12 protein-coding genes are annotated in these 13784 nt (G+C 54.4%); 6 read left to right on the forward strand and 6 right to left on the reverse strand.

Annotation, left to right across the window (positions count from 1 at the left end; genetic code table 11):
• Positions 1 to 3: 3 nt before the first annotated feature.
• The 3 genes from gluQRS to sfsA form a co-directional block, all read right to left on the reverse strand.
• A complete protein-coding gene (gene gluQRS, locus J6J34_RS08800; protein WP_301834690.1) occupies positions 4 to 855 on the reverse strand; it encodes a tRNA glutamyl-Q(34) synthetase GluQRS in 852 nt (283 codons plus the stop codon).
• A 1-nt stretch (position 856) separates the two neighbouring features.
• Positions 857 to 1309: an RNA polymerase-binding protein DksA gene (gene dksA / locus J6J34_RS08805; protein ID WP_301721596.1), complete on the reverse strand. Its 453-nt coding sequence runs from the start codon at positions 1307 to 1309 to the stop codon at positions 857 to 859.
• A gap of 74 nt (positions 1310 to 1383) precedes the next feature.
• The gene (gene sfsA / locus J6J34_RS08810; RefSeq protein ID WP_301898884.1) at positions 1384 to 2106 is read right to left on the reverse strand and encodes a DNA/RNA nuclease SfsA; all 723 of its coding nucleotides are present in this window, start codon (positions 2104 to 2106) and stop codon (positions 1384 to 1386) included.
• Positions 2107 to 2175: 69 nt separating this feature from the next.
• On the opposite strand from sfsA, the gene pepB reads away from it, so the two are divergent.
• The 3 genes from pepB to mrcB all read left to right on the forward strand — a co-directional run bounded on the left by pepB (position 2176) and on the right by mrcB (position 8321).
• Positions 2176 to 3462, forward strand: a complete 1287-nt coding sequence (gene pepB / locus J6J34_RS08815; protein ID WP_301774912.1) for an aminopeptidase PepB — start codon at positions 2176 to 2178, stop codon at positions 3460 to 3462.
• Positions 3463 to 5916: an ATP-dependent helicase HrpB gene (gene hrpB / locus J6J34_RS08820; protein ID WP_301898891.1), complete on the forward strand. Its 2454-nt coding sequence runs from the start codon at positions 3463 to 3465 to the stop codon at positions 5914 to 5916.
• Between the two features lie 155 nt (positions 5917 to 6071).
• Complete coding sequence (gene mrcB / locus J6J34_RS08825) at positions 6072 to 8321, forward strand: penicillin-binding protein 1B (protein ID WP_301898892.1); 2250 nt, start codon at positions 6072 to 6074, stop codon at positions 8319 to 8321.
• A 38-nt stretch (positions 8322 to 8359) separates the two neighbouring features.
• Here mrcB and hemL read toward each other — a convergent pair whose 3' ends face one another.
• From hemL to hemJ, 3 genes are all read right to left on the reverse strand, one after another.
• Positions 8360 to 9649, reverse strand: coding sequence for a glutamate-1-semialdehyde 2,1-aminomutase (hemL, locus tag J6J34_RS08830; protein ID WP_301774909.1), 1290 nt, complete (start codon positions 9647 to 9649; stop codon positions 8360 to 8362).
• A 22-nt stretch (positions 9650 to 9671) separates the two neighbouring features.
• Complete coding sequence (locus J6J34_RS08835) at positions 9672 to 10685, reverse strand: aspartate carbamoyltransferase (protein WP_301721590.1); 1014 nt, start codon at positions 10683 to 10685, stop codon at positions 9672 to 9674.
• A 100-nt stretch (positions 10686 to 10785) separates the two neighbouring features.
• A complete protein-coding gene (hemJ, locus tag J6J34_RS08840; RefSeq protein WP_301836230.1) occupies positions 10786 to 11214 on the reverse strand; it encodes a protoporphyrinogen oxidase HemJ in 429 nt (142 codons plus the stop codon).
• A gap of 58 nt (positions 11215 to 11272) precedes the next feature.
• On the opposite strand from hemJ, the gene J6J34_RS08845 reads away from it, so the two are divergent.
• The 3 genes from J6J34_RS08845 to pepQ all read left to right on the forward strand — a co-directional run bounded on the left by J6J34_RS08845 (position 11273) and on the right by pepQ (position 13765).
• Entirely contained in the window at positions 11273 to 11941 is a 669-nt protein-coding gene (locus tag J6J34_RS08845) for a DUF6776 family protein (RefSeq protein WP_301898894.1), read from the forward strand.
• Between the two features lie 73 nt (positions 11942 to 12014).
• Positions 12015 to 12362, forward strand: coding sequence for an iron-sulfur cluster insertion protein ErpA (gene erpA / locus J6J34_RS08850; protein WP_301721587.1), 348 nt, complete (start codon positions 12015 to 12017; stop codon positions 12360 to 12362).
• 89 nt (positions 12363 to 12451) lie between these two features.
• Complete coding sequence (gene pepQ, locus J6J34_RS08855; RefSeq protein WP_301774908.1) at positions 12452 to 13765, forward strand: Xaa-Pro dipeptidase; 1314 nt, start codon at positions 12452 to 12454, stop codon at positions 13763 to 13765.
• The last annotated feature ends 19 nt before the right edge of the window (positions 13766 to 13784 follow it).

A 13784-nucleotide genomic window follows, 5' to 3' on the forward strand; every position in this document is an offset into this window, starting at 1 on the left:
GCTTCAGGAAAGGTACTTTAGCCGCCATGCTATGGTTGCTTGTTGTAGTAACTCAGCAGGCGACGCATCAGCTGCTATGTCGGTCAGGCCTAAAAATTCAAAGGCGCGCAGCAGTTGCGCTGGCACCTGGTCTGCACGCAGGGCTGGCGCGTGGTTCTGTTTACTCAGTTTGCGACCGTCCGGATCAAGCGCTAAGGGGACATGCGCAAGCCGGGGGCGACGCTCGCTGAGCTGTTGCCAGAGGGCAAGTTGCCAGCTGGATGCGGTCATCAGGTCGGCACCACGAACAATATCGGTTACGCCTTGTTGATGGTCATCAACGACCACTGCCAGTTGATAGGTATAGAGCTGGTCGCGACGATACAAAAGGAAGTCTTCGCGCGCAAATACCGGCTCCAGCTGGACGTCACCCTGAATACGGTCATGGAACTGCAGGCTGGGCTGGTCATTACGGAAACGCTCGGCGCTGCCTGCGGCAGGTCGTTGACGGCTGCGGCAGTAGCCAGTGTAGTGGGCGCCACGCGCTTTAATTTGTTTACGGGTGCAGGTGCAGTAATAAGTCAGGCTTTGCGCACGAAGTGTTTCGAGAGCTTGCTGATAAGCGGCATCGCGCTGCGACTGATACCAGATCTCGCCATCCCACAGCAGGCCATGCTGTTCCAACTGGCGTAAAATGGTGTCGCTGGCACCAGCGACTGCACGGGGTTTATCGACATCTTCGATACGCACCAGCCAGCGTCCGTCATGGGCTTTGGCGTCGAGGTAACTTGCAACTGCAGCGACTAAAGAACCAAAATGAAGAGGCCCCGACGGGGTCGGGGCAAAGCGTCCGCAATACGGGAGGCCGGTCGCCATATCAGGCGCCAGTCATTTGCTTCTCTTTGATTTCCGCGAGGGTTTTGCAGTCCACGCAGAGATCGGCGGTAGGGCGCGCTTCAAGTCGGCGAATACCAATTTCGATGCCACAGGAATCACAGAAACCAAAATCGTCGGCTTCAATTTTCTGTAGTGTCTTTTCAATCTTTTTAATCAGCTTACGCTCGCGGTCACGGGTGCGTAACTCAATACTGAATTCTTCTTCCTGTGCAGCACGGTCGACCGGGTCAGGAAAGTTCGCCGCTTCATCTTTCATGTGATGCACGGTGCGATCCACTTCCTCACGCAGCTGGTTGCGCCATACTTCCAGAATTTTACGGAAGTGGTCGCGCTGCTTTTCGTTCATATATTCTTCGTTTGGCTTTTCCTGATAAGGCTCTAAGCCAGCTTGTGCCAGAATGCCATGGGCTTTTTTGGGCGTTCCTTGAGGCATTGTGGATCTCCTGTATGAGATGATTCGTCAAAAAAGGTCGGTACATATACCAGAAAGCCAACCCCTGCGCAATTTTATTTGCTCGGAAGTTCGCCAATGGCGCGGATACCCTGTGGCGTGATATCGGTCTGTAATGCATAGAATTCAACCCCTGACTGCTTTGCTTTGTGGGTTAATTCAGCGTAAGCAGGATCGCAGTGGGCCGCGGCTTGTACACTCTTCACATCGCCATGAAGCACACAGTAGACTACCGCTGCCCGGTGTCCGTCGCGGCACATATCTATTAAACTCAGTAAGTGTTCACTTGCTCGCTTGCTAACGGTATCCGGGAAGTAGCCTTGTCGCTGTTCAGCCAGGGTGACGCTTTTCACTTCAATGAACACCTGCTGCCCCTGAGCGTCCCGGGCCAGCCAGTCAATTCTGCGGTTATCGTAACCGTAACGCTGTTCGGCACGCAGCTCCTGCAGCGGGCCAAGGGACTTCAGTAAGCCTAGCTGTAAAGCCTCCCCGACGACGGTATTGGCGCGCTGGGTGTTGACACAAATACCGGCACCGCTGGAGGTTTCGGCAAGTTCCCAGGTGTAGCGGTATTTGCGTTTGCTGTTATTGGAGTCGCTTAACCAGACCCGCATTCCCGGTTCAGCACAGCCAGTCATGGCCCCGGTATTCGGACAATGGACTGTTAAGGGGGTTTCCGCTGCAGCGTACTCAGGCCAGTCCGGATGATAGACATCGGCCAGAAAGCGCTTGTACCTGCGCACTAAAAAAGCCTCGCGTAAAGGGTTGTCAAACTGCATTGCCAGCCTCATATACTTTGCATAGGATATACTCAAATTGATTCGCAACCTTAATGGGAGCTGTAAAGCATGTCTACTGCATTAGCTGTATTTATTGTTCAACAAGAGTTTTCAGACGCTGCGTGGAAAAAGAGCGCCGCGGTCATCATGGGTGAAAAGGGCGCAACCATCTACGTCGGTAGCGACGAAGCGGAAAACTTACGCAAAGTTCAAAAAGCAGGACGTCAGCTTGACTCACTGGGCGTGAGCAAAGTCAAACTGGCCGGCGATGACTGGGATTTTGAGCGGCAATGGGCATTCGCTAACGGCTATACCGACACCCGCAGTACCAACTCCATCGAGTTTGCGGGTGATGCACAAACCTTAACCTCGATGCGTGAGCTGGTGAACTGGTCGCGCGAGCTGACCAACTTACCTCCGGCAGATATTTACCCGGAGTCACTGGCTAAGCGCGTCTCCGAAAAGCTTGAAGCCATTGCCCCTGAGCACGTCAGCAGCCGGGTCATCTCCGGCGATGAACTGCTGGATGAAGGCTGGGTGGGTATTCACACCGTGGGTCGTGCCAGTAAGCATAAGCCTTGTATGTTGATTGTGGACTATAACCCGAGTCAGCAAGACAGTGCCCCTGTTGATGCGGTGCTGGTCGGTAAGGGCATTACCTTTGACTCCGGTGGTTACAGCATTAAATCCAGTGAAGGCATGCTGGCGATGAAGTGTGACATGGGTGGTGCGGCCACGGTTGCTGGTGCTTTAGGGCTGGCGATACAGCAAGGCCTGCAAAAGCGGGTGCAGCTGGTACTTTGCTGTGCCGAGAACCTGATTGATGGCACCGCCTACAAGCTAGGGGATGTGATCACCTATAAAAATGGCACGACCGTGGAAGTCGTCAATACCGATGCTGAAGGCCGTCTGGTGCTGGCTGATGGCCTGCAATACGCGGGCGAGGTCAATGCTAAGCTGGTGCTGGATGCTGCCACCTTGACGGGTGCCGCTCAGATGGCGGTAGGTAATGAATACAACGCACTCTTTAGTGTCGACGATGAACTTGCCAATAAAGCTCTTGCAACGGCGGCGCAACAGCGGGAAAACCTCTGGCGGTTGCCGCTGAACCGCTGGCATAAGGAGAATACCCCGTCCGCCTTCGCCGATTGCGCGAACAGCCGACCACAGAAAGGCGGCGGCGCTGCTGGCGCAAGTAATGCTGCGGGCTTCCTGCTGCGCTTTGCGCCAAATGAAGGTAAAGGCTGGCTGCATTTTGACATTGCCGGAGCTTATCAAAACAATGCCAATGCAATGTGGGCAACAGGTGCGACCGCGCTTGGTGTGCGGACCATCGCTGCCTTGCTTAACGACTAAGTGAGCGGCCCGCAAGAACTACCTGTCGCTGCGCTGGTTCCTGAGGTTCTGGCGCAGCTTAAAGGTAGCAAACTTGTCTTGCAGGCGCCGCCCGGCGCCGGCAAATCTACCTACTTACCTTTAGCTTTACTGCAACAGGGCGACTGGCAAGGCCGGCGCATTCTGCTGCTGCAACCGCGGCGCCTGGCGGCGGTTGCCATTGCCCACTATCTGGCCGAGCAGCTGGGTGAATCTGTTGGCCAGCGCGTCGGCTATCACGTCCGTGGCGAGCGCCGCGCGCAGGCGAACACCCAGCTGATGGTGATCACTGAAGGTATTTTCGTACAATACCTGCAACAGGATCCCGAGCTCAGTGATGTTGCTGTGGTGCTTTTTGACGAGTTCCATGAGCGTAACTTATTCAGTGACTTAGGGCTGGCGATGTTGCTCGAAGCCTTGCCTTTAAGGCCAGACCTGGGCGTTCTGATCATGTCTGCAACGCTGCCGGCTGAGACCATTGCCAGCTGGCTGGGTGAGGATGCCAGAGTCTTGCAAAGTGCCGGACGACAGCATCCTATCAGCGTGCATTATCGCCCGCCAAAGGTCGCTAACGACTGGTTACAGCATAGTGTGCAGGTGATTAGCGAGGCACTGCAGAGCGCCGCGCAAGGCGTACTGGTGTTCCTGCCCGGCTGGCGCGAAATCCAGCAGTTACAGCAACGCTTGCAGCTGCCAGCCGAGGTACTGCCCTTGCACCGGCAATTGCCCTTAGCGGCGCAACGCGCAGCACTTGGTGAACTCCCTGAAGGTCAAAAGAAAGTTGTGCTAGCCACCAATATCGCCGAAACCAGCCTGACCATTCCCGGCATCGACGTGGTGGTCGACAGTGGCCGTGAGCGGCGCTCGGTGTTTCATCCGCGGCATGGCGTCAGCCGTCTGCAGACACAGCGGATCAGTAAGGCCGCGGCAACTCAACGCGCCGGCCGCGCAGGGCGGCTTGGTCCTGGTCAATGTTTTCGTTTATGGAGCCAGAATGAAGAACACAGTATGCGCGACTACGATGAGCCGGCGCTGCTGACCGACGACCTGAGTGGTGCCGCACTGGAAGCAAAACGCTGGGGCACTGAGCTGTCCGAGATGCAGTTTCTGTCGCCGGCAAACCCTGTGCATGTGGAGGTCGCGCAACAGCACTTGCAGGCGCTCGGTGTCATTGATGGCACTTTGCATTTGACCGCACTTGGGAAACGCGTCGCTGAGTATGGTGCGGAGCCACGCCTGGCCAGGATCGCCGTCGCCGTTGAGCAGGCTTCTGCGGAGCAACGCGGTGCGGCAGCATTAGTGCTGGCGCAGCTTGAACAGCCGCCACGGCAACCGGAACAGTTCCCGTTAACCGCAAACCAGTTGCAGGGCGAGGCACGCAAACGCTGGCAATTCTGGTGTCAGAAGTTGCGGGTCAAACCCGTAGTGACCCAGGTTGCTGCGCCACTTGCCGCAGAGCTTGCGCTGTGGGGCTTTGCCGATCGGATCGCCCAGTGTCGTGGTGAAGCCGGTACTCATTATCGTCTTGCCTACGGTGGCGGTGCACGCTTTCATCATGGCGATCATCGTGTTGGAGGAGAGTGGCTGCTGGTGTTAACCATGAACTTCAGTGAAGCTCAGGCAGATGCCATTATTGGCTGTGTGCTACCGCTGGCTGAGAGCGATTTTCGGCATCCGGCCCTGACCCTGGCGTGGCAGCAGGAGCTGCGCTTGAGCGGGCCCCGGCAGCGTTTTGAGGTGGTCGAGGTACAACGCCTGGGCGTGTTAACCGTAGCGCAGCGTGCTGCACAAACTCAACCGACCCACGACGAGCGCGTACAACTACTGGTGGATTACGTGCAGCAACAGCCGTCTGCTGCGCTGGACTGGGACTCCGCGGCCAGTTTATTGGCGCGCCTCAGATTAGCGCAGCGTTATTTGCCGGAGAGCGAACACGGCCACTGGCCCGATTTCGAGCAGCGTCCATTACTGGCTGAGCTGGCGCACTGGGCCGCACCTTATTGGCAGAACATTAAGGATCTCGAGCAGCTGCGACTCTGGTCGCCACAGGCCGCCTTAAAGGCGCGGCTCAGCTATCAGCAGGAACAACTGTTAGAGCATCTTTGTCCACAGTACTGGCACGCTCCCAGTGGCCATCGCCACGCCATCGACTATACCAGTACACCGCCGAAAGTAGCGCTAAAGCTGCAAGAGGTGTTTGGCACGCCAGCATCCCCCGCCCTGTGTCAGGGCAAGGTTACACTCATGCTCGAGTTACTTTCACCCGCGGGCCGGCCGTTGCAGCGTACCAGTGATCTGGCAAGCTTTTGGCAAAACTCCTATCAGCAGGTGAAAAAAGAAATGAAAGGCCGCTATCCCAAGCATCCCTGGCCCGACGATCCGGTGCAGGCGCAAGCGACGCGCAAAACCAAAAAGTTTCTGCAGAACAACGAATAAGATGAGCACGACGGATTTGTGTACAACGCCGCGGCAGGCGGGCTGAGCAGGATAAAGGTGCAGATTAAATTTAATGAAAATTCTCGCGAAAAGGGTACACATCAACAAAAACCAAAGTATCCTAGTGGGTCTCTGATAACAGAAGACGGATGCTGATGCGCTTTTTGCTAGTGACTCTGGCCAAGCTCGCCCTTGTGGTGCTGATTACGCTTGGCTTTTATGCCATATACCTCGACAGCTCGCTGACCAAACGCTTCGCCAGCGAGCGTTATCAGGCTTCAGCTATTGTTTATGCGCGGCCCCTGACCCTGGAGCCCACCGCACCATTGCGTATGTCGCAGGTGCTGGCAGAATTAACCCAATTACGCTATCAGCAAAGTGCCACCACTGCTGCGAGCGGCAGTTACCGTCGCTCAGGCGATCAGCTGGAAATCCACCGCCGCCCCTTTGATTTTGCCAGCGGCCCGGCAATGGCACAAAAGGTTCGTGTCAGTTTTGCCAATGGCCGGGTGGCAAGTCTACGCAGCCTGCCAGACGGGCGCATGTTAAGCCAATTTCAGCTGGATCCCTTAGTGCTTGGACAGGTCACCGGTGACCAAGGCGAGGACCGCCTGCTGGTGGGGCTTGAACGCGTGCCAAACTTGCTCATAGAAACCTTATTGCTGGTTGAAGATCGTGACTTTTACCATCACGCCGGGGTCTCCCTAAGCTCCATTGGACGTGCGGCACTGGCCAACCTTGCGGCAATGGAAACCGTACAAGGTGGCAGCACCCTGACCCAGCAGCTAGTGAAGAACCTTTATCTGACGCGGGAGCAAACGCTTTGGCGAAAAGCCAACGAGGCGTTGATGGCATTGATCATCGATTTTCGCTTTAGTAAGAACGAAATCCTCGAAACCTACTTTAACGAAATTTATTTCGGTCAGGACGGTGGCCGGGCGATTCATGGCGTGGGCCTGGCCAGCCGCTATTATTTTGGCAAATCTGTGGAAGAGCTCGAACCTGCGGAAATGGCCTTACTGGTGGCTATCGTCAAAGGTCCTTCGTATTACAATCCCCACCGTTACCCCGAGCGGGTAAAAAAGCGCAGGGACATGATTCTGCAGCTCATGTTTGCCGAGAATTTATTATCCCAACCGGCTTATCTGACGGCTCTGGATACCACACTGGTCGCTCCGAAAGGGCCAGGGGTGGGTCAGACCTGGGCGCCACACTACCTGGCGCAGGTGAAACAAGAGCTGAGCCAGCTCAATGTCCCTGAAGACTGGGCCCAACAAGGACTGCGGGTATTCACCTATTTTGATCCGCTGGCACAGCAAATTGCTGAGGCCAGTGTGGCGAGTCAGCTGCCGCGTCTGAGTAAAGCCGAGGAATTACAGGCGGCGGTGGTGATTGCCGAGCCTGATAATGCAAGTCTGGTGGCCTTGGTGGGCGACCGGCAACCACAGCAGTTTGGCTTTAACCGGGCCAGCATGGCGATTCGCCAGGTGGGTTCACTCATCAAACCCACGATTTATGGCCTGGCATTGGCCCAAAAAAACAGCTTCCACCTGGGAACCATTGTTGAAGATCAGCCGCTGGAGTTACAGGAAGCGGACGGCAGTACCTGGCGTCCAGCCAACTACGACGGCAAGTTCCAGGGCAGCTTGATGCTGTACGATGCGCTGGCGCAATCGCGCAACTTGCCGGCGGTCCGGCTCGGCTTGAGTGTAGGTATTCCCGCTGTGGTCGATAAACTGCAGGCCGCCGGAGTGGATACTCCGATTCCAAGTGTACCTTCGCTGGCTCTGGGGTCGGTGGAGTTATCTCCGCTGCAAGTCAGTGAGCTTTATGGAGTGTGGGCGCAACAGGGACGCTATCGCAGCTATGCGACCATACAGGCGTTGACGGACCATCGCGGTCTTGAATTTTATCAACGGCGCCCGCCGGCAGGTTATGAAGTTTTTGATGAGGTGACGACGGCGCTGGTGAATTACGGCCTGCGCGGCGTGATTAACGAGGGAACCGGCAAGGCACTAGCTGCGCTGTTTGGCAGCGATGCACTGGCAGGCAAGAGTGGCACCACCAATGATTACCGCGATAGCTGGTTCGTAGCTTATGATGAGGACAAACTGGTCACCGTGTGGCTGGGCCGGGATGACAATCAGCCGATTCATCTAACCGGTAGCTCCGGTGCGTTGCCAGTCGTTGCCGAAATTTTCAGTCAGCTCGGCGTGCGGCCTTTGGCAACTCAGCCTCCGGCACCTTTGCAGCTTACTGCATTTCATCCGCAAACAGGTGTAGCAATACCGCTGGATTGTCCATCCCAACGTCGTTTCCCGGCGTACCCTCAGGCACTACCTGAGCAGGTGAACTGTGACGGAGAAATCGACGAACGCGCGTGGTGGGAGAAGCTATTTAATTAGCGCTCCTCCACCATGCGGTCCATTCTGAGCAGGCTGGGTTAGCCTTGTTTTAATTCAGCAAAGGCGTTGCTGGCGGCATCCAGAGTGGCGTCGATATCGGCATCGCTATGGACCGCCGACATAAAGCCTGCTTCAAACGCTGATGGAGCCAGATAGATCCCCTGTTTGAGCATGCTGTGATAGAACTTACGGAAGTGTTCCATATTACACTGGGTTGCCTGGGCGTAGCTGGTGACTTCTGCATCAGTGCTGAAGAAGAAACCAAACATTGAGCCTGCGCGATTGGTGGTAAATGGAATACCTGCGGCATCAGCGCGTTCCTGCATACCGGTTACCAAACGTTCAACCTTGGCGTCTAGTTGTGGGTAAAGCGCTTCATCGTCAAGTTGTGACAGTGCGGCAAGACCTGCCGCCATAGCCACTGGGTTCCCTGACAGGGTACCGGCCTGATAGACGGGCCCTACCGGCGCAATATAATCCATAATCTCGCGCTTACCACCGAATGCGCCGACGGGCATACCACCGCCAATCACTTTACCCAGAGTGGTTAGATCAGGAATCACATTGAAGTACTCCTGGGCACCGCCACGGGCAACGCGGAAACCTGACATCACCTCGTCAAAAATAAGGACACTGCCGTACTCGTCACAAACTTCCCGTAAACCTTCCAGGAAGCCGGGGGCAGGAGGGATACAATTCATGTTGCCGGCCACCGGCTCAACGATAATGGTCGCAATATCCTGTCCGTGTTCAGCAAAGATCTGGCGGACCGACTCGATGTCGTTAAAGGTCACCGTCAGCGTATGTTTGGCGAAGTCTTCCGGGATGCCGGGCGAGTTTGGCACGCCCAGAGTCAGCAGGCCTGAGCCCGCTTTGACTAACAGGGCATCGGCGTGACCGTGATAGCAGCCTTCGAATTTCAAAATCTTGTCGCGCCCGGTAAAACCACGTGCCAGACGGATAGCCGTCATGGTCGCTTCGGTGCCGGAGTTCACCATGCGAACTTTCTCAATGGAGGGTACCAGTGCCTTGATTTTCTCGGCCATAGTAATTTCGCTGGAGGTCGGGGTACCGAAGCTCAGGCCACGGTCGACAGCAGCGTGAGTCGCCTCGCGAATCGCAGCATTGTTGTGGCCTAAAATCATCGGGCCCCATGAGCCAACGTAGTCAATGTAGCGCTGGCCGTCAGCATCGTACATATAAGCGCCGTCAGCACGCTCGATGAAGATCGGCGAACCACCAACTCCGTTGAAGGCACGCACAGGGGAATTAACGCCGCCAGGAATGGCGAGCTGGGCTTGAGCAAATAAATCTTCAGATCGAGACATCGTGATCCTCTTTTACGATAAGTTAGACGTTGCGCTTGTCGCTGAACCAGTTGACTTCACACTCGTAGTCCTGAACCTGGTCAGCAACACCAAGAGTGAGCGCAAATAACGCCATACGGATAAGAACGCCATTGTCGGCTTGACGGAATATGGCCAAATTGGGATTTTGGTTCAAATCGTTATCAAGTTCGTTCGCTTCAGCGCGGGAATCGCGCGGCAAAGGATGCATGATAACGGTGTTGGGCTTGTAATGTTTGGTGTAGATCTCGCTGTTCAGACGAAACTTGCCACGGTACTGATCAGCTTCCTGTGGCGAGGTAAAACGTTCCTGCTGGATCCGGGTCTGATAAACAATATCAGCATCGGAGCTGCCACTGACCTGATCAGTGACATTGATTTCATGACCGGCATTGGTCAGCACGCTCATGACACTATCTGGCATCATTAATTCGCGCGGTGAGATCAGGGTAAAGCGGACATTGTCATAAAGGGCCAGCAGACGTGACAAGGAATGTACGGTTCGCCCAAACTTGAGGTCACCCATCATACAGATATGCATGCCATCAACCGTATGGCCGTGGTAGGCGAGTTCTTTTTTGATGGTGTACAAATCCAGCAGCGCCTGGGTCGGGTGTTCGTTGGCGCCATCGCCCCCGTTGATGACCGGCACCCGGCTGCCCTCGGCAAATTCTGCAACCGCCCCTGATTTGGGGTGGCGCATGGCGATAACGTCACTGTAGCTACTGAGCACGCGAGCGGTATCGTACAGGGATTCGCCTTTCGCCAGAGCTGAGCTCTCCATACCCGTGGTTTCACGAACTTCGCCACCGAGTAGATTAAACGCGGTACCGAAACTTACGCGGGTACGGGTAGAAGGTTCAAAAAACAGGTTTCCGAGAATGGCACCGTCAAGTACGCGGGTGCGTTTTTGGCGACGGGCATAGGGCAACATACGGTCTGCCACTTCGAAAATGTCGTCAATACTGTCACGATTGAATTGGTCAACAGAAAGAATGTTGGCGCCAGTGAAGTTCATGTGTTGCAGCCTCAGCGAGTTACGAAAAGAGTAGCGAAAAGTTGATCAAACACTGGACCGTTATACTAGCAGATAGTGGCGCCAAAAAGAATGTTGGCACTCAAAATGGCTTCAGTATCGCCAGTAACACAATGGCAAACAAAGCGAATACCGGTACTTCATTGAAGATACGGTAAAACTTGTGGCTGCGGCGGTTGCGGTCATTGGCAAAATCCGCCAGCAACTTAAAGCAATACAGGTGGTAGCCATATAACAGAATCACCAGCAGCAGTTTGATATGCATCCAGCCGCTGGCAGAGAACCAGGCGCTACCATAGGCGATAATTAACCAGACCCCGAAGACCAATGTCAGCAGGGCAAAGGGGGTGACAAAATAAAGTAAGCGGCGCTCCATAACTTTAAGTTGTGCGCTCACTTCTGCCGACTCGGTCTGAGCGTGATAGACAAATAAGCGCGGCAGATAGAAAATTCCGGCGAACCAGGCCACCATAAAAATGATGTGGAGGGCTTTTACCCAGAGTAAAGTCATTGTTTAATCCTTTTAAGCTGCGTAGCATAACATGCGTTCCATGATATGAAGAGCTGCTATGAATGAGAAGCAAAAGTTTGGCTTAATTGCTGTGGTTGTGATCAGCGCTTTCGTGCTGGGTTACCTGATCGGCGCCGGACAAAACTGGTATTTGCTGAGCCGGGTAAACGACCTTGAATTGCAAGTCGAGCAGCTTTATGAACAAGCCGAAACAACGGATTATCAAAAGCATATTGCTGAAGTTGAGCTTGGCATCGAGCGCGCCGCCAGTGAACAGCTGGAACGCGATCTTATTGCGGGTCAGGATGAGTCAATGGCGCTCAAACGAGAGTTGGCCTTTTATCAGAAGATCATGGCTCCGGAACTGGAAGCGCAAGGGGTGGTCATCGATGCTTTTGAGCTTTATTCGTTACGCCAGCCAGAGCATTATCAGTTTCGTCTTGCGGTCGTGCAAACGGATCGGCAGCGCGGCGGTGTCAAAGGCACGCTGAATGTCAGCTTGCATGGCCTGTTGGACGGTAGCAGAGTGGTCCTGGATGTATTTGAGCTGGCAGAGCTGCCAGCGGCTGACAAAGAATTCAGCATGCGTTATTTCAAAGTCCAGACAGGGAGCTTCAGATTACCCGATAACTTTGAGCCAGAGAGCATTACTGTACGCGTAAATGTACAGGGAAGTGGAAATACACTGCTTGAGCGCACGTTTTTATGGAGTGAGCTGCAGTCATAGTCCGACTGCAATACTTGACCCTTTTACTCAGGTACGAGAAAATAGCGTTCTAATCATCGGAGGTAGTAAACGAATGACTGATGCAGCGCAAGCGATGCCTATCCAATTTACTGAGGCAGCAGCAAATAAAGTGAAGACCCTGATCGCAGATGAAGAGAATCCTGCGTTGAAGCTGCGTGTTTACGTAACTGGTGGGGGCTGTTCGGGCTTTCAGTATGGCTTCACTTTTGACGAAAAAGTGAACGCCGGTGATATGGAAATCGAAAAAAACGGCGTGACTCTGGTGGTCGATCCCATGAGCCTGCAATATCTGGTTGGCGGTACAGTCAATTACGAAGAAGGTTTGCAAGGCGCCCGCTTCTTTGTCGATAATCCCAACGCCACCACGACCTGTGGCTGTGGTGCGAGTTTCGCCGTTTAACCTCTTATCTGCACTCGTTAACGGACGAGTGATGCCTTCCGCTTAGCTTTACGTTAGAATGCCTTCTTCATTTGTAGGGGAGGTATTCTATGAGTTCTTACGCGGCACATATTGCCACAGTTCAGGCCCGTTTCGACGCAGCCCTGGCAGCAACCAATTTCGATTCCGTTCTGGTTTACGCGGGCCAACCGCGGGTAGCGTTTTTGGACGATAATCCAGCCCCTTTCAAAGTAAATCCATTATTCAAATACTGGCTGCCGGTCACAGCAAGCCCAAAGAGTGCAATTTTCTATGAGCGCGGCCAAAAGCCGGTACTGTTCCTGTTCCAGGCTCGCGATTTCTGGCATGCACCTGTCACTATCGAGCCGGCTGAGTGGCAGGAGCACGTAGAGCTGGTGGTCATCGACGACCTTTCCAAACTGACCGCACAGTTAGGCAGTAAACTCCAGGATGCTGCTTTCATCGGCGAAGATTTTGCCGAGCCAGTGGCCAGCTGGAACGTGAAAGCACGCAATCCACAAGATCTCATCGACCACCTGCACTTTCACCGTGCTCTGAAAACTGAATGGGAACTGGAGAACCTGCGCGTGGCAAACGAGCGCGCAGCCTACGCTCATCTGGCGGCCCGTGATGCGTTTTTAGCGGGCAAGAGTGAGCTGGAAATTCACCATGCCTATCTTGCCGCGATTCACTTCCGTGAAAGCGAGCTGCCTTACAACAGTATTGTCGGCCTGAATGAGCATGGCGCCATTTTGCATTACGATGTGTACGAGACCCAAGCTCCTGCCGAAAGCCGTTCATTCTTAATTGATGCTGGCGCCACCTATCGTGGTTACTGCGCGGATATCACCCGCACATACGCCCGTAATGAGGGCTTCTTTGCCGATTTAGTGACAGCGGTAGATGATGCGCAGCAAGCGTTGCTGAAGGAGATCAAGCCTGGTGTCGATTACTATCAGTTGCATGTCTCCCAGCACCTGAAAATTGCCCAGATTCTGAGTGATTTTGGTTTTGTGGAAGGCTCAGCAGAGAGCATTTATGAACAGGGCTTCAGCAGCGCATTCTTCCCTCATGGGCTGGGTCACTTTATTGGCCTGCAGGTGCATGATGTGGGTGGCTTCCTTCGCAATGATCGCGGGGATACGTACGACCGCGACCCACGCCATCCGTTCCTGCGTTTGTTACGCCCGGTAGAAGAAGGACAGGTCTTCACCATTGAACCCGGTCTTTACGTCGTCGATCAGCTGCTTGAAGCACATGCTGATGCCAAAGAACTGAACTGGGAGCGTATCGCTGAGTTACGCCCTTACGGCGGTGTGCGTATTGAAGACAGTATCGTGGTAGGTGCTGATGGCAACAATGAAAATCTTACCCGTGATGCTTTTGCGAAGCTGCAGGCTTAAGAGCCAAAGCTTAGCCTGA

Source organism: Pseudidiomarina terrestris (genome assembly GCF_030466405.1).
GTDB classification, from domain to species: domain Bacteria; phylum Pseudomonadota; class Gammaproteobacteria; order Enterobacterales; family Alteromonadaceae; genus Pseudidiomarina; species Pseudidiomarina terrestris.